The organism is Ideonella sp. WA131b (genome assembly GCA_023657425.1).
In the GTDB taxonomy this organism is placed as follows: Bacteria; Pseudomonadota; Gammaproteobacteria; order Burkholderiales; family Burkholderiaceae_C; genus Rubrivivax.
This window is the reverse complement of record JAGTJW010000001.1, coordinates 1,067,978-1,089,415: the sequence shown is the minus strand read 5'-3', so window position 1 is coordinate 1,089,415 and position 21,438 is coordinate 1,067,978. Positions and strand designations below refer to the sequence as shown.

Sequence of the window (21,438 nt, the reverse complement as noted above, 5' to 3'; positions counted from 1 at the left end):
AATGCGGGGCATGAAGCTCACCCGCCTCTTGCTCGCGCTGGCCGTCGGCATCGGCCTGGCCGGGCCGCTGGCCCTGGCGCCCGCACACGCCACTGCGCCGCCGGCCCTGAAGCTCGAACCCTGCCGCCTGCGCGGCGTCGAGCACGACGCGCTGTGCGGCGTGCTCAAGCGCCCGCTGGACCCGACCCGCCCGCAAGGGCCGGCCATCGACGTGCATGTGGCCGTGCTGCCGGCGCTGGCGCGCAACAAGAAGCCCGACCCGGTGTTCCTGCTGGCGGGCGGCCCCGGCCAGAGCGCCATCGGCCTGGCGGCCACGGCCGAGGGCCTGTTCGCGCGGCTGCTGAACCGGCGCGATGTGGTGCTCGTCGACCAGCGCGGCGTTGGCCGCAGTGCCCCGCTGGCCTGCGACGATGACGAGCCTTCGGCGCCCCTGGCCGGCCGGCTCGACAACGAGGACGTGGCCCGCTTCGTGACGCGCTGCCGCGAGGCGCTGCAGAAGCTGCCGCACGGCGACCTGCGCCAGTACACGACGACCATCGCCATGCAGGATCTCGATGCCGTGCGCGCGGCCCTGGGGGCCGAGCGCATCAACCTCATCGGCGGCAGCTACGGCACACGCGCCGGACTCGAGTACGCGCGGCAGTTCCCGCAGCGCGTGCGCCGCCTCGTGCTCGACGGCGTGGCGCCGCCTGACATGGCGCTGCCGGCCACCTTCTCGCCCGACGGCCAGGCGGCGCTCGATGCCGTGTTCGCGGCCTGCGAGGCCGACGCCGGCTGCCGCGAACGCCACCCGCGGCTGCGCGAGCGCTGGCGCGCCTTCGGCGCCACGCTGCCCAAGGCCATGCCGGTGACGCACCCGCTCACCGGCGCGGTGGAGACACTCACCGTCACGCGCGACCTGCTGGCCGCGCAGCTGCGGCTGCCCCTGTATGTGCCGGCGCTGGCCGCCGCCTTGCCGGCGGCCATGGAACACGCCCTGCGGGGCGACCTCGGGCCGCTGCTGGCCATGAGCCTGGGCCTGTCGGCGCGGCGCGAGTCGCAGCTTGCCATGGGCATGCACTTCAGCGTCGTCTGCGCCGAAGACCTGCCGCGCATGGCCCAGGCGCAAGAGCCGCCCGGCGCCGACTTCGGCACGCAGTTCGCCGAGCTCTACACCCGCCTGTGCGCCGACTGGCCCCGGGGCAGCGTGCCGCCCGCCTTCTACCGCGTGCCGACGCTGGCCGCGCCCTCGCTGGTGCTGTCGGGCGGCGCCGACCCGGTGACGCCGCCGCGCCACGGTGCGCGCGTCGCGCAGGCCCTGGGCGACTCGGCACGCCACGTGGTGGTGCCGCAGGCCGGCCACGGCGTCATGGCCCTGCCCTGCCTGCGCGACGTGCTGTTCCGCTTCGTCGATGCCGAGACCGATGCCGCGGCCCAACAGCTTGAAGCTGGCTGCGCCGCCGCGCTGCCGCGCCCGCCGGCCTTCGTGCCCCTGTCACCCGCCGCGGCCGCCGTGCCGGGAGCCCCGCGATGATCCAGGTGCAGCATCTTCGCAAGCGCTTCGTCCAGGGTGGGGGCCTGCCGGGCCTGGGCGGCGGCAAGGCCCGGGTCGTGCAGGCGGTGGACGGTGTCGACTTCACGGCCGCCGACGGCCGCATCACCGGGCTGCTGGGCCCCAATGGCGCCGGCAAGACGACCACGCTGCGCATGATCGCGGCGCTGCTGGTGCCCGACGAGGGCCACATCACGGTCGACGGCATCGACGTGGCGGCGGACGCCCGCGCGGCGCTGGCGCGGCTGGGCGTGCTGTCCGACGCACGCGGCCTGTACCCGCGCCTGACGGCGCTGGAGAACATCGTCTACTACGGCCGGTTGCACGGCATGACGGCGGCGGCGGCGGCGGCGCGCGCGGCGCACCTGGCGCGCGTGCTCGACATGACGCCGCTGCTGGACCGCCGCACCGACGGCTTCAGCCAGGGCGAGCGCATGAAGACCGCGCTGGCCCGCGCCCTGGTGCACGACCCGCCCAACATCGTGCTCGACGAACCCACCAATGGCCTGGACGTGCTGGCCACGCGCGCCCTGCGCGAGGCACTGCGCCGGCTGCGCGACGACGAGGGCAAGTGCATCGTCTTCTCGACGCACATCATGCAGGAGGTCGAGCGCCTGTGCGACCGGGTCGTCGTCGTCGCGCACGGCCGCACGGTGGCCGAGGGCACGGTGGCCGAGCTCATGCGCCGCACCGGGCAGGCCGACTTCGAGGAAACCTTCGTCCGCCTGGCCTTCGCCGCCGAGGCCGGCCCTGCCGCCGGGAGCGCCCCATGATCGCCGCCGCCTTTGCCGTGTTCCGCAAGGAACTCACCGACGCCCTGCGCGACCGTCGCACGCTGCTGATGGTGCTGCTGTCCAGCGTGGCCATCGGGCCGCTGGTGCTGGTGCTGATCGGCGCGCTGGTGTCGGGGCTGGAGAAGCGGGCCGAGGCGCGCGAGATCGTCGCGGTGGGCCTGGAGCATGCGCCGACGCTGCGCAACTTCATCGAGCGCCAGACCTTCACCATCCGCGACGCCCCGGCCGACTTCGAGGCCCGGTTGCGCGACAACCGCTTCGGCGACCCGGTGATCGTGGTCGCACCCGGCTTCGAGGCGGCGCTCGCGCGGGGTGAGATGCCGCTGGTGGAGCTGGTGTCGAGCAGCTCCAACCAGCGGGCGCAGGCCGGCGTGCGGCGCGTGACGGCTCTGCTGCAGGGCTTTGGCAACGAGCAGGCCACGCTGCGGCTGGTGATGCGCGGCGTCAGCCCCGCTTTGCTGCGCCCGGTGGACGTGGCCGAGCGCGACGTCGCCGACCGCACCGCGCGCGCCGCCCAACTGGCCACGATGGTGCCGTTTTTTGTGCTGATGGCGGTGCTGTACGGCTCGCTCAACGCCGCGCTCGACACGACGGCCGGCGAGCGCGAGCGTGGCTCGCTGGAGCCTCTGCTGATGAACCCGATGCCGCACGCGGCGCTGGTGCTGGGCAAGTGGGGCGCGGTGGCTGCGGTGGGCATGCTGATCGCGCTGCTGAGCTGCTTGAGCTTTCTGCCTGGGCAGTGGCTGATGCGCAGCGAGGCGCTGGCGGCCATGTTCCGCTTCGGCCCGGTGGAGGCCGCGGCCTTCATCGCGCTGCTGCTGCCGCTGGCCGGCGCGCTGGCAGCCTTGCTGATGGCCATCGCCATCCGCAGCAAGAGCTTCAAGGAGGCACAGGCCGGCACCACCATCGTGATGCTGGCCGCGTCCTTGCTGCCGCTGGTGACGGTGTTCAACCAGGAAGGCGTCGCCCCCTGGCACTACTGGGTGCCGGCGCTGGCCCAGACCACGCTGATGGGCCAGGTGCTCAAGGGCGAGGCGCTGGCCGCACCGCAGATCGCGGCCTCGGTGGCCTCGAGCCTGCTGCTGTGCGCCGTGGCACTGTGGGCGGTGAGCCGGCGGCTGCGGGCTGCGGCGCTGAAGTGAGCGCTCAGCGCCGGGCGGGGTGGGTGATGCGGGTCACCCGGGGCCTTGCGTCAGGTCAAGGCAAGGCCAGTCTGTCGCTGCCGAGGCCTGAAGGCCGCGCGCACCCAGAGCCAGCGGGATGCCGGGGCTGGCCTGCCCTTCCTCCACACGGCTCGGCCCTGCTCGGCCAGGCGTTCGGCCGCCGCTGCCTATGATGGTCGGATGGATGCGGAAAGAACATCGGCTCAGGCCTTCATCGAGCGCTGGCTGGGCGTGACGGCGAGCGAGCTGGCCACCGCGCAGACCTTCGTCATCGACCTGTGCGAGCTGTTGGGCGTGCCCAAGCCGCACCCCACGCCGGCGCAGGACTACATGTTCGAGCGCCCCGTCACCTTCAGCCACGGCGACGGCTCCAGCAGCGCCGGCCGCATCGACTGCTACCGACGCAGCCACTTCGTCCTGGAGGCCAAGAAGCTGAAGGCCGGCGCGCACACCAAGGGCTTCGACGACGGCCTGCTGCGCGCCCGCAGCCAGGGCGAGAGCTACGCCCGCGCGCTCCCGGCCGAGGAAGGCCGCCCGCCCTTCGTCATGGTGGTGGACGTCGGCACCGTCATCGAGGTGTACGCCGAGTTCAGCCGCAGCGGCGGCACCTACACGCCGTTCCCCGACCCGCGCAGCCATCGCATCCTGCTGGCCGACCTGGCCAAGCCCGAGGTGCTGGAGCGGCTGCGCAAGATATGGACACAACCGGATGACCTCAACCCGGCGTTGATCGCCGCCAAAGTCACCCGGGATGTGTCCAACAAGCTGGCTCTGCTCGCCCGTTCGCTCGAGCAAGCCGGGCACTCGCCGCAGACCGTCGCCGCGTACCTCTCGCGATGTCTCTTCAGCATGTTCGCGGAGGACGTCGAGCTGCTGCCCAAGGGCTCCTTCCAGGCGCTGTTGCTCAAGCACCGCCAGGAACCGGCCACCCTGCAGCTCATGCTGCGCAGCCTGTGGGCCGACATGGACCGGGGCGGCTTCTCGGTGGCGCTGGTGCAGTCGGTGCTGAGGTTCAACGGCAAGCTGTTCAAGGGCGACAGCGCCGATGGCTACAGCCTGCTGCTCACGCCGGGGCAGATTGACCTGCTGGTGCAGGCCGCCCGCGCCAACTGGCGCGAGGTGGAGCCGGCCATCTTCGGCACCCTGCTGGAACGCGCGCTGGACCCCAACGAGCGCCACGCGCTGGGCGCCCACTACACGCCCCGCGCCTACGTGGAACGGCTGGTGCTGCCCACGGTCATCGAGCCCCTGCGCGCCGAGTGGGCCAACGCCCAGGCCGCCGCGCTGCTGCTGGCGCACGAGGCCGCCGAGCTGGAAGCCCACCCGCCCGAGGTCAAGACCAAGAAGGACTTCGCCGCGCTCGACCGGCACAAGGCTGCCGTGCGCGCCAAGTGGGCCGAGGCCCACCAGCAGGTCAAGGACTTTCTTCACCGCCTGTGCACCCTGCGCGTGCTGGACCCGGCCTGCGGCAGCGCCAATTTCCTGTACGTGACGCTGGAACACCTGAAGCGCCTGGAGGGCGAGGTCCTGAACCAGCTCAGCGCCCTGGGCGACACCCAGGACGCGCTGGGCCTGGCCGGCGAGACCGTCACCCTGCAGCAACTGCGCGGCGTGGAGCTGAACGAACGCGCCGCCGCCCTGGCCGAGCTGGTGCTGTGGATTGGCTTCCTGCAGTGGCACATCCGCACCCAGGGGCGTGCCAACGTGGCCGAGCCCGTGGTGCACGACTACGGCAACATCGAGCACCGGGACGCCGTGCTGGCCTACGACCGCCAGGAGCCGATGACCGACGCCAGCGGCAAGGTGCTGACCCGCTGGGACGGCGAGACCGTCAAGCCGCACCCCGTCACCGGTCAGCCCGTGCCCGACGAAGCCGCTCAGGTGGTGCAGTGGCGCTACGTGAACCCCCGGCAGGCCGAGTGGCCCAAGGCCGACTTCATCGTCGGCAACCCGCCGTTCATCGGCAACAAGCGCATGCGGGTGGCTCTGGGCGATGGCTATGCCGACGCCCTGCGCGCCGCCTGGCCTGATGTGCCCGAGAGCGCCGACTTCGTCATGTACTGGTGGCACAAGGCGGCCGAGACGGTCCGCCGGGGGCAGGCCGAGCGCTTCGGCCTCATCACCACCAACAGCCTGACCATGATCTTCAATCGGCGGGTGATCGAGACGCACCAGGCCGCCACCCCGCCGCTGAGCCTTGCGTATGCCGTGCCGGACCATCCGTGGGTGGACAGCGCCGATGGCGCTGCGGTACGCATTGCCATGTCGGTGGGGGTGCGGGGCAAAGCCGAGGGCAAGTTGCAGATCGTCACCCTGGAGCGGGAGGCCGACAGCGGCGAGGTGGCTGTGGAACTGCTGACCCGGCAGGGCGTCATCCATGCCGACCTCAAGGTCGGCGCCAACGTCGCCGGGGCAAAGCGGCTGCAGGCCAACGACCGTTTGTCCAACCGGGGGGTGATACCCCACGGGGCCGGGTTCATCGTCACCCCGGACGAGGCGCGGAGCCTCGGCCTGGGCACCGTTCCGGGCTTGGATCAGCACATCCGCCCCTACCGCAACGGCCGCGACTTGACAGGCACGCCACGGGGTGTCCTCGTCATCGACTTGTTCGGGCTCCAGGCCGACGACGTACGGCAGGGTTTCCCGGCGGTCTATCAATGGTTGTTGGAACGGGTCAAGCCGGAGAGGGACGAGAACCCACGGCGCCGGGTGCGCGAACTGTGGTGGCTCTTTGCCGAGGCACGCGTGGTGATGCGCCGCTCGCTGCTGGGCTTGCCGCGCTACATCGTGACTGGGCAGGTGGCTAAGCACCGGGTGTTCCAGTGGCTGGACGCCTCCATCCTGCCGGATGACAAGCTCATCGCTGTGGCCAGTGCCGACGCCCTGCACTTGGGCGTGCTGTCCAGCGCCGTGCATGTTGGATGGGCGTTAGCCGCTGGCGGGCTGCTGGAGGACCGGCCGGTCTACAGCAAGTCCACCTGCTTCGAGGCATTCCCCTTCCCTGACCTGGACCCAGCGGGCGCGCTCGCCGAGCGCATTCGCACCCTGGCCGAGCAAATCGACGCCCACCGCAAGACCCAGCTCGCGGCCCACCCGGACGCCACGCTCACGGCCACCTACAACGTGCTGGAGAAGCTGCGCAGCGGCGAGGCGCTGACCGCCAAGGAGAAGGTCATCCACGAACACGGCCTGGTGGCCGTGCTCAAGAGCCTGCACGACGAGCTGGACGCTGCCGTGCTGCAGGCTTACGGCTGGGCCGACCTGACCCTGCCGGCCGACACCGACACGCTGCTGCTGCGGCTGGTGGAGCTGAACGCCAAGCGCGCGGCCGAGGAAGCAGCCGGTTCGGTGCGCTGGCTGCGCCCGGAGTTCCAGCAAGCGGGGCTCGGCGAGCAGGCGGCCCTGGACACCGGGGCGCAGGGCGAGGACGAAGACGACGACGCCGAGATCAAGCCTACCCAGGCCGCTGTGGTGCAGCGCCCGTGGCCCACGGGGCTGACCGAGCAAATCAAGGCCGTGGCCGAGGTGCTGGCCGGCGCCGGGCGCAGCCTGGACCTCGAAGGCCTGGCCGGGCACTTCAACGGCCGGGGCCGTTGGCGCGACCGTCTGCCCACGCTGCTGGACACCCTGGCCGCCTTGGGCCGGGCCCGGGCGGTGGGCGAAGGCCGCTGGGTCGATGCCGGGGTCTAGGAGCGTGGGTGGCTGAAATCCAGCCCCGCGCTCCTGGGCGTTTGCGCGCCGACTCGCCGCCGGGCATGCCCGTTGCTGGCGACGATGGCGATGGTGCGATGCAGCATGATCCACGTCGCTCACGGCAGTTCATCGGCCCCCTAAGCGACGTACTCTGCAGGCCTTCCTGCGCGAGGTCGAGTTGTCGCCGCGATGTGACAGACGCTTCGCCAAGGCAGCAAGCGATTGGCTATACTCTACGAACTTATCCGCTGGCAGCGTGCTGTCGGCTCAAGGGCCACCTCGGGTGGCCCTTGCTTTTTCTGGGGGCAAGGGCGTGAAGACCTATGTCTACATCGACGGCTTCAACCTGTACTACGCCATCAAGGATACAGGTTGCAAGTGGCTCAATCCAAAGCGCATGACCGAGCAGTTGGTGCCCTCGGCGCGGGTCGAGAAGGTGCGGTACTTCACTGCGCGGGTCTCTGGTGCCGTCGATGCCGGCGCACCAGGTCGGCAACAGGTCTTGTTTAAGGCTCTGGCCACGGTGCCTGAAGTCGAGATTCACTTCGGGACTTTCCTGGCGAAGTCGAACTGGCGGCCGGTGATGTTGCTGCCGGTGGCACGCCGAGCGCTCACTGATGCGGCTGGCGGCGCCACCACCCTGGCGCCAGGCCACGTGGCTGTCGGTGTAGATGGGGCACTGGCTAACAGCCGACCTGAGCGGCTGCCTGTGGGTAGCTATGGAAATGGGGGGGCTGGTGGCAAGCCCTCAGCGCTGCCCGATGCGGTGAAGGCCCAGGTTTTCACGATGGAAGAGAAGGGTTCTGACGTCAATCTGGCAGTTCACTTGGTCAATGACGCGTGGGCCGGACGATTCGATGCTGCCGTGGTGGTGTCGAACGACACGGACTTGGTGGAGCCGATACGCATCGTGGCGCAGGAACTGGGCAAGCCTGTCTTTCTGTTGACGCCGCCCGGCAGGTTTGGAGCAGCGAAGCCACTCGCCCAAGTCGCAACCCACCAGCGGCACATTCGTCAGGCGCACCTGCAGTCGGCAGTTTTCCCCAACCCGGTCATCGGCGCGGACGGACATCCCATCCCGAAACCGGCGAGCTGGTGACCCGCTGCGATGACGCTGTGGGTGGCATCGCAAGATTCCATGCCTGGGGATGGCCTTCGGCGTGAGCTGCACGCTCACAGGCCGCATGGCGGTGGAGAGACGGCCTCGTAAAATCAGCCGATGCTGCACCCCCAGGAATTCGACGTCATCGTCGTCGGTGGTGGCCATGCCGGCACCGAGGCGGCCCTGGCCGCCGCCCGCATGGGCTGCGACACCCTGCTGCTGACGCACAACATCGAGACCCTGGGGCAGATGAGCTGCAACCCCAGCATCGGCGGCATCGGCAAGGGCCACCTCGTCAAGGAGGTCGACGCCCTGGGCGGCGCGATGGCCGGGGCCACCGACGAAGCCGGCATCCAGTTCCGCATCTTGAACGGCAGCAAGGGCCCGGCCGTGCGCGCCACACGCGCGCAGGCCGACCGGGTGCTGTACCGGGCCGCCATCCGGCAGCGGCTGGAGAACCAGCCCAAGCTGTGGCTGTTCCAGCAGGCGGTCGATGACCTCATGGTGGAAGGCGACCGCGTGGTCGGCGCCGTCACGCAGATCGGCCTGCGCTTTCGCGCGCGGGCGGTGGTGCTGACGGCCGGCACCTTTCTCGATGGCCGCATCCATGTGGGCCTGCAGAGCTACAGCGCCGGCCGCGCGGGCGATCCGCCGGCCGTGAGCCTGTCGGCACGGCTCAAGGAGCTGAAGCTCCCGCAAGGCCGGCTGAAGACCGGCACGCCGCCACGCATCGACGGCCGCTCCATCGACTTTGCCCGGCTGCAAGAGCAGCCTGGCGACCTCGACCCCGTGCCCGTGTTCAGCTTCCTGGGCCACGCCGGGCAGCACCCGCGGCAGGTGCCGTGCTGGATCACCCACACCAACGCCCGCACGCACGCAATCATCCGCGGCGGCTTCGACCGCAGCCCCATGTTCACGGGCGTGATCGAGGGCGTGGGCCCGCGCTACTGCCCAAGCATCGAGGACAAGGTCAACCGCTTCGCCGACAAGGACAGCCACCAGATCTTTCTCGAGCCCGAGGGCCTGACGACGCACGAGTTCTATCCCAACGGCATCAGCACCAGCCTGCCGTTTGATGTGCAGCTGGCCGCCGTGCGCTCGCTGCCGGGGCTGGAGCAGGCGCACATCCTGCGGCCCGGCTACGCCATCGAGTACGACTACTTCGACCCGCGCTCGCTCAAGCCCACCTTCGAGACGCAGGCGATCCGCGGGCTGTTCTTCGCCGGGCAGATCAACGGCACCACGGGCTACGAGGAGGCCGCGGCGCAGGGCCTGTACGCCGGCGCCAACGCCGCGCTGCAGGCGCAGGGCCGCGCGCCGCTGACGCTGCGGCGTGATCAGGCCTACCTGGGCGTGTTGGTGGACGACCTCGTCACCAAGGGCGTGACCGAGCCCTACCGCATGTTCACGAGCCGCGCCGAGTTCCGGCTGCAGCTGCGCGAGGACAACGCCGACTTGCGCCTCACGGCGCTGGGTCGCGAGCTGGGCCTGGTGGACGAGCGCCGCTGGGCGGCCTTCAACACCAAGCGCGAGCGCCTGGAGCGCGAGCTGCAGCGCCTGCGCACGGTGTGGGTGCGGCCGGCCACGCTGGCGGCCGAGGCCGCCGAGCGCCTGCTCGGCAAGGCGCTGGAGCACGAGTACGCGCTGGCCGACCTGTTGCGCCGGCCCGGCGTGGGCTTCGACGCCGTGGCCGAGGCGGCGGCCTTGGCGGGCCATCCGCAGGCTGTTTCACGTGAAACGCTGCGGGCCGAATGGGGGGCCGACGCCGCCGACACGGTGATCGAACAAGTCGAGATCGCCACCAAGTACGCCGGCTACATCGAGAAGCAGCAAGACGAGGTGGAGCGCAGCGCCGCGCATGAGCAGACGCCGCTGCCGGCCGATCTGGACTACACCCAGGTGCACGCCCTGAGCTTCGAGGTGCGGCAGACCCTGCAGCGCCACCGCCCGGCCACGCTGGGGCAGGCCTCGCGCATCTCGGGCGTGACGCCGGCGGCCATCTCGCTGCTGCTGGTGCACCTGAAGAAAAAACGTCTGGGCCCGTTCGCGGTGCCCACCACCGCCCCGCAGGACCACGCGGCCTGAAAGCCTGTGACGGCCGCCGCCCACGCCGACGAGCAGCGCCTCGCCGACCTGTCTGCCGCGCTCGGGCTGCCGATCAGCCCGGCGCAGCGCGCCGCCCTCGTGGCCTACGTCGACCTGCTGGCCCGCTGGAACGCCACCTACAACCTGACGGCGGTGCGCGACCGCGGTGCCGTCTGGGCCCAGCACATGGCCGACTGCCTGGCGGTGTTGCCGGCGCTCGACCACCATCTCAGCGAAGCCGGCGCTGCGCGTGTGCTGGACGTGGGCAGCGGCGGCGGGCTGCCTGGCGCCGTGCTGGCGCTGATGCGGCCGGCGCTGAACGTGACCTGCATCGACGCCGTGGGCAAGAAGGCCGCCTTCGTGCGGCAGGTGGCCGGTGCGCTGCAACTGCCGAACCTGCACGCCGCGCACGGCCGCGTCGAGGCGCTGCGCGCGCCGGCCTTCGACCTGATCACCAGCCGCGCCTTCGCCGCGCTCGCCGACTTCGTGCACCTCACCCGCCCCTTGCTCGCGCCCGGCGGGGCGTGGATGGCGATGAAGGGCAAGCGCCCCGACGACGAACTCGCCGCCCTGCCCGACGACGTTTTGGTGTTTCACGTGGAACCGATCGCCGTGCCCGGGCTCGATGCCGAACGCTGCCTCGTCTGGATGAAGCCCAGGACCCCATGAGCCCCAAGACCCTGACTGCCGCCGTCGCCACGCTGCTGCTCACCGCCGCCGCCCACGCGGCCGAGCCCAAGCCCGCGCCGCCGCCGCTGCAGCCCCTGGCCAGCCTCGACGTGCCGTCCTACATGGGCACCTGGTACCAGGTGGCCTGGTTCCCCAACCGCTTCCAGAAGCAGTGCGTGAGCGACACCCAGGCCCTCTACCGCCAGCGCGACGACGGCCGCATCGAGGTGCTCAATCGCTGCCGCCTGGCCGCCGGCCGCTTCGACGACGCCGACGGCATCGCCCGGCCGGCCGGTGCCACGCTGCGCGACAACCGGCTGAGCCCGGCCACGCTGGAGGTGAGCTTCCTGCCCGCCCTGCTGCGCTGGATTCCGGCCTGGGGCCGTTACTGGGTGGTGGCGCTGGCCGACGACGGGCGCTATGCCGTGGTCAGCGAGCCACAGCGGCAGTACCTCTGGGTGCTGGCGCGTGCGCCGCGCCTCACGCCCGAGGACGAAGCGACGATACGATCGCTGCTCATCCGCCAAGGCTTCGAGCTCAGCCGCTGGCAGGCCCACCCCCACACGCCCTGACGCGGCCGCGGCCGCCGACACCCCCGCCCCATGTTCGGCATCGCCGATTTCGGCGCCTTTTGCGCCGCCATCCTGCTGTTCCTGGCCCTGCCGGGCCCGGGCACCTTCGCACTGCTCACAGCCACCGGCCAGGGGGGCCGGCGGGGCGGCGCCGCGGCCACGCTGGGCGTGATTCTTGGCGACCAGGTTCTGCTGTGGCTGGCGGTGGCGGGCGTGGCGGCGCTGCTGGCGGCGCACCCCGCCGTGTTCAAGGCGGTGCAGTACGCCGGCGCCGCCTACCTGGCCTGGATCGGCCTGAAGCTCATCGTCTCGCGGGGTGGCGAGGCCTCGCCCATCCGCATGCATGCCGGCCATTACGCCCGTCAGGCCTGCCTGATCACGCTGCTCAACCCCAAGGCCATCGTCTTCTACATGGCCTTTTTCCCGCTCTTCATCGACCCGGCCACGCACCAGGGCCTGCCCACCTTCGCCGCGATGGCCGTGACGATCGCCGTGATCAGCGCCCTGTACTGCCTGGCCCTGGTGGCGCTGGCCGACGCCGTGAGCGCCTACGTGCGCGCCCACCGCCGCCTGGCCGCCCTGCTGCAGCGCCTGGCCGGTGTGGCGCTGGTCGGCTTCGGCATCAAGCTCGCCGCGCCCTGATCCGGCCTCGAAGCCCCATGCGCATCTTCTGCATCGCCAACCAGAAAGGCGGCGTCGGCAAGACGACCACCACCGTCAACCTCGCCGCCGGGCTGGCCCAGATCGGCCACCGCGTGCTGCTCGTCGACCTCGATCCGCAGGGCAACGCCACCATGGGCTCGGGCATCGACAAGCGCAAGCTCGAGTCCACGGTGTATGACGTGCTGCTCGGCGGCATCGGCGTGGCCGAGGCCCGCCAGCCCAGCCCGCGCGGCGGCTACCACGTGCTGGGCGCCAACCGCGAGCTCGCCGGGGCCGAGGTCGAGCTGGTGCCGATGGAGCACCGCGAGCGCCGCCTCAAGCACGCGCTGGCCGCCGTGCAGGCCGAACACGACTTCGTGCTGATCGACTGCCCGCCGTCCCTGAGCCTGCTCACGCTCAACGGCCTGTGCTCGGCGCACGGCGTGATCGTGCCCATGCAGTGCGAGTACTTTGCGCTCGAGGGCCTGTCGGACCTCGTCAACACCATCAAGCAGGTGCACGCCAACCTCAACCGCGAGCTCGAGATCATCGGCCTGCTGCGCGTGATGTTCGATCCGCGCATCACGCTGCAGCAGCAGGTGTCCGATCAACTCAAGGCGCACTTCGGCAACAAGGTGTTCGAGACCGTCATCCCGCGCAACGTGCGCCTGGCCGAGGCGCCGAGCTACGGCCAGCCGGGCGTGACCTTCGACCCCGCCAGCAAGGGCGCGATCGCCTTCGTCGAGTTCGCGCGCGAGATGGCGGCGCGGCTGGGCCCGAAGCGCGCCCCGGCCGCCGCCCCCGCGGCCTGACCGCGATGTCGTTGCCAGCCGTGCTGCTGTCGCGCGTGGAGGACGCCGGCCTCAACGCCAGCGCACCGCCGGGCCAGTGGTGGATCGACGGCTGGCTGGTGCGCACCCTGCCCGGCAAGGCACGGCGCGCGCGCTGCGTCAACGCCCTGATGCCCGGCGTGCTGCCGCTGGACGAGCGCATCGCCGCGGCCGAGGCGGCCTGCGCCCGCACCGGGGTGCCGCTGATCGTTCGCGTCACGCCGTTCACGCAACCGGCCGATCTGCCCGAGGCGCTGCGCGCGCGCGGCTTCGAAGCGGTGGACCCGACGCTCGTGCTGGTGGCGCCCACGCTGCCGGCCACGGCACCGCCGGCCGTGCCCGCCGGGCTGCGGCTGGAGGCACTGGATGGCGACGCCTACGCCGAGGTGGTGGGCGCGCTGCGCGACTCGCCGCCCGAGCACCGGCGCAGCCATGCGCTGCGCCTGGCGCACTCGCCCGCGCCCTACCGCGGGCTGGCGCTGCGGCGGGCCGACGACGGCGCGGTGCTGGCCTGCGGCCAGGTGGCCACCGAACCGCCGTTTGCCGGGCTGTACGACATCTTCACCCATCCCGAGGCGCGCAACCAGGGTCTGGCGCGCCTCTTGTGTGAGCACCTGCTCTCGCAGGGCGCCAGCCTGGGCGCAACCATCGGCTACCTGCAGGTGGACGCCGCCAACCCGCCCGCACTCGCGGTGTACCGCCGGCTGGGCTTCGTCGACGGCTACGGCTACCAGTACCTGGAGCGCCCCGGGCCCTGAACGGCCGGGCCGCCCACCCAGGCTGCGCTACAGCCCCAGCCCTTCGTCCAGCCCCAGGTGCACGTTCATCGCCTGCACCGCGGCGCCGCTGGCGCCCTTGCCCAGGTTGTCCAGCCGCGCCACCAGCAGCGCCTGCGTGGCGTTGGCAAAGACAAACAGCTCCGCCCGGTTGCTGTCGTTGCAGGCCTGCACGTCCAGGAAGCCGGCCTGCAGCGTGGCCGCGTCGCGCAGCGGCATCACCTTCACGAAGCGCTCGCCGGCATAACGCGCCGCCAGCGCCGCGTGCACGGCCTCGGGCGTGGTGCCCAGCGCCTGCGTGTGCAGCGGCACCGTCACCGCCAGCCCCTTGTAGTAGCTGGCCACCACCGGCATGAAGACCGGCGGCACCGTCAGGCCCGTGTGGGCCATCATCTCCGGCAGGTGCTTGTGCTGCAGGCCGAGTGCATAGGGGCGTGGCGAGGTGAGCGCCTGCTCCAGCGCTTGGGCCTGGTACTGCGCGATCATCTTCTTGCCGCCGCCGGAATAGCCGGTGATCGAGGTGGCACTCAGCGGCGTGGCGGGCGGCACCAGGCCGGCATCCACCAGCGGCCGCAGCAGCAGGATGAAGGCGCTGGCGTGGCAGCCCGGGTTGGCGATGCGCTTGGCATGGCGGATGGCCTCGCGCTGCCCGGCGCACAGCTCGGGCAGGCCGAACACCCAGCCCGGCACGGTGCGGTGCGCGGTGCTGGCGTCGATCAGGCAGGTGCGCGGGTTCTCCACCAGCGCCACGGCCTCGCGCGCGGCGGCGTCGGGCAGGCACAGGAAAGCCACGTCGGCGGCGTTGAGCAGCCGCGCGCGCTCGGCAGCGTCCTTGCGCTGGTCGGCAGCGATCTTCAGCAGCTCGATGTCGCGCCGGCCGGCCAGCACCTCGTGGATGCGCAGGCCGGTCGTGCCTTCCTGGCCGTCGACGAACACGGTGAACGCCATGGCTGCCCTTTCCGCTCGCGGCTCGCGCCGCTCATGATGCAATGCCGCAAAGGATAAACGCCATGCCGCCATCGACGCGTGTTCTTGTGCTGCCCGGATGGCTGAACTCCGGCCCGGCGCACTGGCAGTCGCGCTGGGAGGCCTTGCACGGCTTCGAGCGCGTGCAGCAGGCCGACTGGGACTGGCCGCGCCGCGGCGACTGGATGGCGCGCCTGGACGAGGCCCTGCTCGCCGAAGCCCAGCCGGTGCTGCTGGCCGCGCACAGCCTGGGTTGCCAGCTGGTGGCGGCCTGGGCCTTGCACTCGGCCCACACCGCCCGCGTGGCCGGCGCGCTGCTGGTGGCCCCGCCCGACACCGCGCGGCCCGACATGCCGCCCCAACTGGCCGGCTGGCGCCGCATCGCGCGCGGCCGGCTGCCGTTCCGCGCCATCGCCGTGTTCAGCCGCGACGACCCCTACTGCAGCCCCGAACGCGCCCGCGCCATGGCCGCCGACTGGGGCGCCGAGGCCATCGACGCCGGCCCGCGCGGCCACCTCAACGCCGACAGCGGCCTGGGCGACTGGCCCGAGGGCCTGGCGCTGCTGGGCTCGCTGGAGCCCGGGCCGCCTGCTCCCGCCGAGACGGGCCCCGCACGCTGAGACAATCCGCCGCCATGGTCACCAAGAAACCCAAGGGCCTGGGCCTCGGCCTGGAAGCCCTGCTCGGCCCCAAGGTCCCCGACACCCCCGCCGCCGCGCCCGAGGGGCCGCCTTCGGTGCTGCCGCTGGCGGCGCTGCGCCCTGGCGTCTACCAGCCGCGCACGCGCATGGACGAAGGCTCGCTGTACGAGCTGGCGCAGAGCATCAAGAGCCAGGGCGTGATGCAGCCCATCCTCGTCCGGCCGGTGGCGGAACCGGGGCACTACGAAATCATCGCCGGTGAACGCCGCTTCCGCGCCGCGCAGCTGGCCGGCCTGGACGAGGTGCCCGTGCTCGTCAAGCCGGTGGCCGACGAGGCCGCGGCGGTGATGGCGCTCATCGAGAACATCCAGCGCGAAGACCTCAACCCGCTCGAAGAGGCCCAGGGCCTGCAGCGCCTGGTGCGCGACTTCGGCCTCACACACGAGCAGGCGGCGCAGGCCGTGGGCCGCTCACGCAGCGCCGCGAGCAACCTGCTGCGCCTGCTGAACCTGGCCGCGTCGGTGCAGCAGATGCTGCTGGCCGGCGACCTGGAAATGGGCCACGCCCGCGCCCTGCTGGCCCTGCCCGCCGCCGAGCAGGTGATGGCGGCGCAGGAGGTGGCGGCAAAGAAGCTCAGCGTGCGCGAGGCCGAGCGCCTGGTGGCACGCCAGACCGCGGGCGGTGCCTCGGCGGCCAAGGGCCGGCCGGCGGCGCCCAAGCCGCGCGACATCGCCCGGCTCGAAGAACGCCTGGCCGACACGCTGACCGCGCCGGTGGAAATCCGCCTGCGCAAGGGCCGCGCGGGAGCCGGCGAGATCGCCATTGCGTTCGCCAGCCTCGACGAGCTCGACGCGCTGCTGGACAAGCTCGGCGCCGCCGAGCGCTGAAACCCCGTGAGGGGCGAGGCAACCCTGCCGACACCGGGTGAACCCGCCGCGGCCGCGGCCACGCGGCTTGCTATCCTGACCGGTTGATCCGATCCCCGCGTCACAACCCGGAGACCCTCAGACCATGCCGACGACCCTGATGCCCCAGCTGCTCGCTGCCACGCTGATCGCCACCGCCGGCACCGCGGCCCTGGCCCAGCCCGCCGTCATCTACGACATGGGCGGCAAGTTCGACAAGAGCTTCAACCAGGCCGCCCACGCCGGCGCCGAGCGCTGGAAGAAGTCCAGCGGCAAGAACTACCTGGAGTTCGAGGTCAGCCAGGCCGCCCAGCGCGAGCAGGCCTTCCGCCGCATGGCCGAGCGCGGTGCCGACCCCATCGTCGGCATCGGCTTCAGCCAGGGCTCCAGCGTCGACAAGGTGGCGCGCGACTTCCCAAAGCTGCAGTTCGCCATCATCGACAGCGTCGTCAACCTGCCCAACGTGCAGAGCATCGTGTTCAAGGAGCACGAGGGCAGCTTCCTGGTGGGCATGATGGCCGCGATGGCCAGCAAGACCGGCAAGGTGGGTTTCGTCGGCGGCATGGACATCCCGCTGATCCGCAAGTTCCAGTGCGGCTTCGAGCAGGGCGCGAAGTTCGCCAACCCCAAGGCCGAGGTCGTGGCCAACATGACCGGCACGACCCCCGCCGCCTGGAACGACCCCGCCCGCGGCGGCGAGCTCGCCAAGGCGCAGTTCGCGGCCGGCGTGGACGTCGTGTTCGCCGCCGCCGGCGGCACCGGCCTGGGCGTGTACCAGGCGGCCAAGGACAACGGCCGGCTGGCCATCGGCGTCGACAGCAACCAGAACCACCTGCACCCGGGCACCATGCTCACCAGCATGGTCAAGCGCGTGGACGTGGCCGTCTACGAGGCTTTCAAGGGCGTGAAACCGGGCGTCTCCGCCCTGGGCCTGAAGGAAGGCGGCGTGGACGTCGCCATCGACGAGCACAACGCCAAGCTGGTGACGGCCGACATGAAGAAGCGCGTCGACGCCGCGCGCGCCGACATCATCAGCGGCAAGATCAAGGTCATCGACTTCATGGCGAACACCGCGTGTAAGTGACCCCCCCCGTAGCGGCTTCGCCGCTCCCCCCCAGGGGGGCGCCGCCAGCGGCCCGGCTGAGCCGGTTCCGCGGCGGCCGCTTGATGGGCGCTTGGCGCTGCGCGCCTTCGCTCGAATGACACCGCCGGTCCCCGATTCCGTCCTCATGTCATCTCCGCCCGCGGTGGCGATGCGCCACATCGAGAAGCGCTTCGGCGCCGTGCACGCCAACCGCGACGTGAACCTCACGGTCGCGGCGGGCACCGTGCACGGCATCGTCGGCGAGAACGGTGCGGGCAAGAGCACGCTGATGAGCGTCCTCTACGGCTTCTACGAGGCCGACGGGGGCGAGATCCTCATCGAGGGGCAGCCCGCGCAGATCCGCGGCTCGCGCGAGGCCATACGCCTGGGCATCGGCATGGTCCACCAGCACTTCATGCTGGTGGACACGCTCTCGGCGCTGGACAACATCATGCTCGGCGCCGAGCCGGGTTGGAGCCTGCCCCAGGCGCGCGCCCAGGTGCGCACGCGGCTGGATGCGCTGATGCGCGACACCGGCCTGGTGGTGAAGCTCGACGCGCTGGTGCACGAACTGCCCGTGGGGGAGCGGCAGCGGCTGGAGATCCTCAAGGCCCTGTACCGCGGCGCGCGCATCCTCATCCTCGACGAGCCCACGGCCGTGCTCACGCCGGCCGAGACCGAGCAGCTGTTCGAGACCCTGCGCGGCCTGCGCGCGCGCGGCACCACCGTGCTGCTGATCACGCACAAGCTCAAGGAGATCATGGCCCTGTGCGACGCCGTCACGGTGATGCGCGGCGGCCGGGTGGTGCTGGACTGCGCCATTGCCGACACCAGCATCGACGGCCTGGCCGAGGCCATGGTGGGCCGCCGCGTGAACATCGGCCGCGGTGTGGTCGCGGCACGCGAGCCCGGTCCCGTGCTGCTGCGCGCCCAGGGCCTGAACTGGGCCGACGGGCTGGGCGTGCCGCGCCTGGTGGACGTGTCGCTCACGCTGCACGCGGGCGAGATCGTCGGCGTCGCCGGGGTCTCGGGCAACGGCCAGAGCGAGCTGCTCGACGTGCTCTCGGGCCTGATGGCGCCGGCCCAGGGCCTGCTCGAACTCGGCGGCCAGCGCTTCGAGCCCGCGCACTGGCTCGACCCGCGCACCGCGCGCACCCTGCGCGTGGCCCACGTGCCGGAAGACCGCCACCAGCGCGGCCTGGTGCTGCCCTTCGACGCCTGGGAGTCGGCCACGCTGGGCTACCAGGACGCGCCGCGCTACACCGCCCGCGCCCTGCTGGCCTGGATGCGCCAGCGCCGCATGCGCCAGGACTGCGCCGAGATGATGGAGCGCTACGACGTGCGCCCGCGCAACCCGCTGCTGCGCAGCAGCCTGTTCAGCGGCGGCAACCAGCAAAAGCTCGTGCTCGCGCGCGAGGCCCAGGGTGGAGAACACGCGCCGCAGGTGCTGCTGGTGGGCCAGCCGACGCGCGGCGTGGACATCGGCGCCATCGAGTTCATCCACGGGCGGCTGCGCGCGATGCGGGACGCCGGCGGCGCGGTGCTGGTGGTGTCGTCGGAGCTCGACGAGATCCTCGCGCTGTCGGACCGCGTGATCGTCATGAACGCCGGGCGCGTGGCCGGCGAGCTGCCGATCGCGCAGTGTTCCGAGGCGGCGCTGGGCCGGCTGATGGGAGGGGCGCATTGAAGCGGCTTCGCCATCAGGCGCATCCACAAACCGTTCGCGCTGAGCTTGTCGAAGCGCCCGTGGTCCGCACGGGGCTTCGACAGGCTCAGCCCGAACGGATCCAGACACTCGAGCGCGACCTGGCATGAGCCAACCCATCGAACTGCCGCGCTGGATGGACGTGGCCCTGCTGCCCGCCGTCAACCTGGCCATCGCGCTGCTGGTGGCCGGCGGCGTGACGCTGCTCGTGGGCTTCGACCCCGCCGAGGTGCTCACGCTGCTGGCCAAGGGCGCCTTCGGCTCGCCGGCCGGCATCAGCTACACGCTGTACTACGCCACCACCTTCGTGTTCACGGGGCTGGCGGTGGCCATCGCCTTCCATGGTGGCCTGTTCAACATCGGCGGCGAGGGGCAGGCCATCATGGGTGGCCTGGGCGCGGGCCTAGCGGCGCTGGGCTTGAGCGCCCACCTGCCGGCCGTGCTGATGCTGCCGCTGATGGTGCTGGCGGCTGCCGCCTTTGGCGGCGTGTGGGGCGCGGTGCCCGGCGCGCTGCAGGCCTGGCGCGGCAGCCACACGGTCATCACGACCATCATGTTCAACTTCATCGCCTCGGCGCTGCTGGCCTACCTGCTGGTGGGCGCGCTGAAGGAGCCCGGCAACATGACGCCCGAAAGCCGCGCCTTCGACCCCAGCGCGCGGATGCCCGGCGTGCACGAGCTGCTGGGCGCCCTGGGCATCGAGTGGCCGCGCACGCCGCTCAATCTGACGGTGTTCATCGCCGCCGCGGCCGCGTGGGTGGCCTGGCTGGTGCTCTGGAAGAGCCGCGGCGGCTACGCGCTGCGCGCCGTGGGCTTCTCGCCCGGGGCCTCGGTGTACGCCGGCATCCAGCCGCGCAAGCTGGTGGTGCTGAGCATGGCCGCGGCCGGCGCCCTGGGCGGCCTGGTGGGCGTGAACGAGCTCGCCGGTGTGCACGGCCGCCTGCTGCCCGACTTCGTGGCCGGCGCGGGTTTTGCCGGCATCGCCGTCAGCCTGATCGGCCGCAACCACCCCGGCGGCATCGTGCTGGCGGCGCTGCTGTTCGGCGCGCTGTACCAGGGCGGCAGCGAGCTGGCCTTCGAGATCAACGGCTTCAGCCGCGACATGGTGTTCATGCTGCAGGGGCTGATCGTGCTGTTCGCGGGGGCGATGGCGCACGTGGCGGCGCCAGCGCTCTTCAAGCTGTACAAGGCCGCGGGCGGGGGTCAGGCCGAGCGCCGGGCCGCCCCAAGCCGGCCCGGCGCCACCCCGGGGGACCGGGCGGCGGCCACGCCGACCGAGGGGCCAGACGATCGTGGATGAGGTCTTCTTCGGCACCATCGTCGCCAGCACGCTGCGCGTGAGCGTGCCGCTGATCCTGTGCGCGCTGGCCGGCGTGCTGTGCGAGCGTGCCGGCGTCATCGACCTCGGCCTCGAGGGCAAGATGCTGGCCACGGCCTTTGCCACCGCCGCCGTGGGCGTCACCACCGGCAGCCTGGGCCTGGCGCTGATCGCCGCCGTGGCCGTGGGGCTGGCGCTGTCCATGCTGCACGGCTACGCGTGTGTCAGCCACCGCGGCGACCAGGTCGTGCTGGGCATGGCCATCACGATGACGGCGGCCGGCCTCACGGTGGTGCTCGGCATCGCCTGGTTCGCGCAGGGCGGGCAGACGCCGGCCGTGCCCGAGGCCGTGCGCCTGGACGGCTGGTTCGGCGGCCTGGGCGACGCGCTGAAGACGGTGCCCTTCATCGGCACCGCGCTGGCGCTGGCCTTCACCGGCCACAACGCCATGGTCTACGGCGCGCTGGCGCTGGTGGTGGCGGTGTGGTGGCTGCTGTACCGCACGCGCTTCGGCCTGCGGCTGCGCGCCGCGGGCGAGAACCCGGCCATGGTCGATGCCGCCGGCGTCAGCGTGAAGGCGCTGCGCTACCAGGCCCTGGCGCTCAACGGCGTGCTGGCGTCTCTGGCCGGCGCCTACCTGGTGCTGGCGCAGAACCCGAGCTTCATCCCGCACATGACGGCCGGCCGCGGCTACATGGCGCTGGCCGCACTCATCTTCGGCAAGTGGCACCCGGTGGGTGCGCTGTGGGCCTGCCTCTTGTTCGGCTTTCTCGATGCCATCAGCATCCGGCTGCAGGGCGCCGCGCTGCCCGCCTTCCTGGGCGGCGGCCAGGTGCCCGTGCAGGCCATCCAGGCCCTGCCGTATGTGCTGACCGTCGTGCTGCTGGCCGGCTTCATCGGCAGCGCCGTGGCGCCCAAGGCGCTGGGGCGCCCTTATGTGAAGGAGCGTTGAATGGCGAAGT

At 71.7% G+C, this 21,438-nt stretch carries 18 protein-coding genes; 17 read left to right on the top strand and 1 reads right to left on the bottom strand.

Annotated elements, in window-relative coordinates; genetic code table 11:
- The first annotated feature begins 1 nt into the window (after window position 1).
- From KA711_05035 to KA711_04985, 11 genes are all read left to right on the top strand, one after another.
- Window positions 2-1,513 (top strand): alpha/beta fold hydrolase, encoded by a 1,512-nt coding sequence (locus KA711_05035; protein ID MCM0608347.1) that lies wholly within the window; start codon window positions 2-4, stop codon window positions 1,511-1,513.
- Window positions 1,510-2,304, top strand: coding sequence for an ATP-binding cassette domain-containing protein (locus KA711_05030; protein MCM0608346.1), 795 nt, complete (start codon window positions 1,510-1,512; stop codon window positions 2,302-2,304). Before KA711_05035 ends, KA711_05030 begins: the two co-directional genes overlap by 4 nt.
- Entirely contained in the window at window positions 2,301-3,467 is a 1,167-nt protein-coding gene (locus tag KA711_05025) for an ABC transporter permease (protein ID MCM0608345.1), read from the top strand. Before KA711_05030 ends, KA711_05025 begins: the two co-directional genes overlap by 4 nt.
- A gap of 201 nt (window positions 3,468-3,668) precedes the next feature.
- The gene (locus KA711_05020; protein ID MCM0608344.1) at window positions 3,669-7,178 is read left to right on the top strand and encodes a class I SAM-dependent DNA methyltransferase; all 3,510 of its coding nucleotides are present in this window, start codon (window positions 3,669-3,671) and stop codon (window positions 7,176-7,178) included.
- A 316-nt stretch (window positions 7,179-7,494) separates the two neighbouring features.
- Window positions 7,495-8,280, top strand: coding sequence for an NYN domain-containing protein (locus KA711_05015; protein ID MCM0608343.1), 786 nt, complete (start codon window positions 7,495-7,497; stop codon window positions 8,278-8,280).
- Between the two features lie 120 nt (window positions 8,281-8,400).
- Complete coding sequence (mnmG, locus tag KA711_05010) at window positions 8,401-10,368, top strand: tRNA uridine-5-carboxymethylaminomethyl(34) synthesis enzyme MnmG (protein ID MCM0608342.1); 1,968 nt, start codon at window positions 8,401-8,403, stop codon at window positions 10,366-10,368.
- Window positions 10,369-10,374: 6 nt separating this feature from the next.
- Entirely contained in the window at window positions 10,375-11,037 is a 663-nt protein-coding gene (gene rsmG, locus KA711_05005; GenBank protein MCM0608341.1) for a 16S rRNA (guanine(527)-N(7))-methyltransferase RsmG, read from the top strand.
- A complete protein-coding gene (locus KA711_05000) occupies window positions 11,034-11,609 on the top strand; it encodes a lipocalin family protein (protein MCM0608340.1) in 576 nt (191 codons plus the stop codon). The genes rsmG and KA711_05000 overlap by 4 nt, the downstream gene beginning before the upstream one ends.
- 30 nt (window positions 11,610-11,639) lie before the next feature.
- Complete coding sequence (locus tag KA711_04995) at window positions 11,640-12,251, top strand: LysE family transporter (protein MCM0608339.1); 612 nt, start codon at window positions 11,640-11,642, stop codon at window positions 12,249-12,251.
- Between the two features lie 17 nt (window positions 12,252-12,268).
- Entirely contained in the window at window positions 12,269-13,063 is a 795-nt protein-coding gene (locus KA711_04990; GenBank protein ID MCM0608338.1) for a ParA family protein, read from the top strand.
- A 5-nt stretch (window positions 13,064-13,068) separates the two neighbouring features.
- Window positions 13,069-13,839: a GNAT family N-acetyltransferase gene (locus tag KA711_04985; GenBank protein MCM0608337.1), complete on the top strand. Its 771-nt coding sequence runs from the start codon at window positions 13,069-13,071 to the stop codon at window positions 13,837-13,839.
- Between the two features lie 27 nt (window positions 13,840-13,866).
- Here KA711_04985 and argC read toward each other — a convergent pair whose 3' ends face one another.
- Entirely contained in the window at window positions 13,867-14,805 is a 939-nt protein-coding gene (gene argC / locus KA711_04980; protein MCM0608336.1) for an N-acetyl-gamma-glutamyl-phosphate reductase, read from the bottom strand.
- A 62-nt stretch (window positions 14,806-14,867) separates the two neighbouring features.
- On the opposite strand from argC, the gene KA711_04975 reads away from it, so the two are divergent.
- The 6 genes from KA711_04975 to KA711_04950 all read left to right on the top strand — a co-directional run bounded on the left by KA711_04975 (window position 14,868) and on the right by KA711_04950 (window position 21,428).
- Window positions 14,868-15,443 carry a serine hydrolase family protein gene (locus KA711_04975; protein ID MCM0608335.1) on the top strand — a complete coding sequence of 192 codons (576 nt, stop codon included), beginning with the start codon at window positions 14,868-14,870 and terminating at the stop codon, window positions 15,441-15,443.
- Window positions 15,444-15,457: 14 nt separating this feature from the next.
- On the top strand, window positions 15,458-16,351 hold the full coding sequence (locus KA711_04970; protein MCM0608334.1) for a ParB/RepB/Spo0J family partition protein: 894 nt from the start codon (window positions 15,458-15,460) through the stop codon (window positions 16,349-16,351).
- A 139-nt stretch (window positions 16,352-16,490) separates the two neighbouring features.
- Window positions 16,491-17,453 carry a BMP family ABC transporter substrate-binding protein gene (locus KA711_04965; protein ID MCM0608333.1) on the top strand — a complete coding sequence of 321 codons (963 nt, stop codon included), beginning with the start codon at window positions 16,491-16,493 and terminating at the stop codon, window positions 17,451-17,453.
- Window positions 17,454-17,598: 145 nt separating this feature from the next.
- Complete coding sequence (locus KA711_04960; GenBank protein ID MCM0608332.1) at window positions 17,599-19,140, top strand: ABC transporter ATP-binding protein; 1,542 nt, start codon at window positions 17,599-17,601, stop codon at window positions 19,138-19,140.
- 124 nt (window positions 19,141-19,264) lie between these two features.
- Window positions 19,265-20,458 (top strand): ABC transporter permease, encoded by a 1,194-nt coding sequence (locus KA711_04955; GenBank protein ID MCM0608331.1) that lies wholly within the window; start codon window positions 19,265-19,267, stop codon window positions 20,456-20,458.
- A complete protein-coding gene (locus KA711_04950; protein ID MCM0608330.1) occupies window positions 20,451-21,428 on the top strand; it encodes an ABC transporter permease in 978 nt (325 codons plus the stop codon). The genes KA711_04955 and KA711_04950 overlap by 8 nt, the downstream gene beginning before the upstream one ends.
- Window positions 21,429-21,438: the final 10 nt, after the last annotated feature.

What these genes read in the sequence shown, in the direction of transcription:
- KA711_04995 (MCM0608339.1), top strand. Translation starts at nt 11,640, where the DNA reads ATGTTCGGCATCGCCGATTTCGGCGCCTTTTGCGCCGCCATCCTGCTG.
- KA711_04990 (MCM0608338.1), top strand. Translation starts at nt 12,269, where the DNA reads ATGCGCATCTTCTGCATCGCCAACCAGAAAGGCGGCGTCGGCAAGACG.
- KA711_05020 (MCM0608344.1), top strand. Translation starts at nt 3,669, where the DNA reads ATGGATGCGGAAAGAACATCGGCTCAGGCCTTCATCGAGCGCTGGCTG.
- KA711_05030 (MCM0608346.1), top strand. Translation starts at nt 1,510, where the DNA reads ATGATCCAGGTGCAGCATCTTCGCAAGCGCTTCGTCCAGGGTGGGGGC.
- KA711_05000 (MCM0608340.1), top strand. Translation starts at nt 11,034, where the DNA reads ATGAGCCCCAAGACCCTGACTGCCGCCGTCGCCACGCTGCTGCTCACC.
- KA711_04960 (MCM0608332.1), top strand. Translation starts at nt 17,599, where the DNA reads ATGTCATCTCCGCCCGCGGTGGCGATGCGCCACATCGAGAAGCGCTTC.
- mnmG (MCM0608342.1), top strand. Translation starts at nt 8,401, where the DNA reads ATGCTGCACCCCCAGGAATTCGACGTCATCGTCGTCGGTGGTGGCCAT.
- KA711_04970 (MCM0608334.1), top strand. Translation starts at nt 15,458, where the DNA reads ATGGTCACCAAGAAACCCAAGGGCCTGGGCCTCGGCCTGGAAGCCCTG.
- KA711_04965 (MCM0608333.1), top strand. Translation starts at nt 16,491, where the DNA reads ATGCCCCAGCTGCTCGCTGCCACGCTGATCGCCACCGCCGGCACCGCG.
- KA711_04975 (MCM0608335.1), top strand. Translation starts at nt 14,868, where the DNA reads ATGCCGCCATCGACGCGTGTTCTTGTGCTGCCCGGATGGCTGAACTCC.
- KA711_04955 (MCM0608331.1), top strand. Translation starts at nt 19,265, where the DNA reads ATGAGCCAACCCATCGAACTGCCGCGCTGGATGGACGTGGCCCTGCTG.
- KA711_05025 (MCM0608345.1), top strand. Translation starts at nt 2,301, where the DNA reads ATGATCGCCGCCGCCTTTGCCGTGTTCCGCAAGGAACTCACCGACGCC.
- argC (MCM0608336.1), bottom strand. Translation starts at nt 14,805, where the DNA reads ATGGCGTTCACCGTGTTCGTCGACGGCCAGGAAGGCACGACCGGCCTG.
- KA711_05035 (MCM0608347.1), top strand. Translation starts at nt 2, where the DNA reads ATGCGGGGCATGAAGCTCACCCGCCTCTTGCTCGCGCTGGCCGTCGGC.
- KA711_04985 (MCM0608337.1), top strand. Translation starts at nt 13,069, where the DNA reads ATGTCGTTGCCAGCCGTGCTGCTGTCGCGCGTGGAGGACGCCGGCCTC.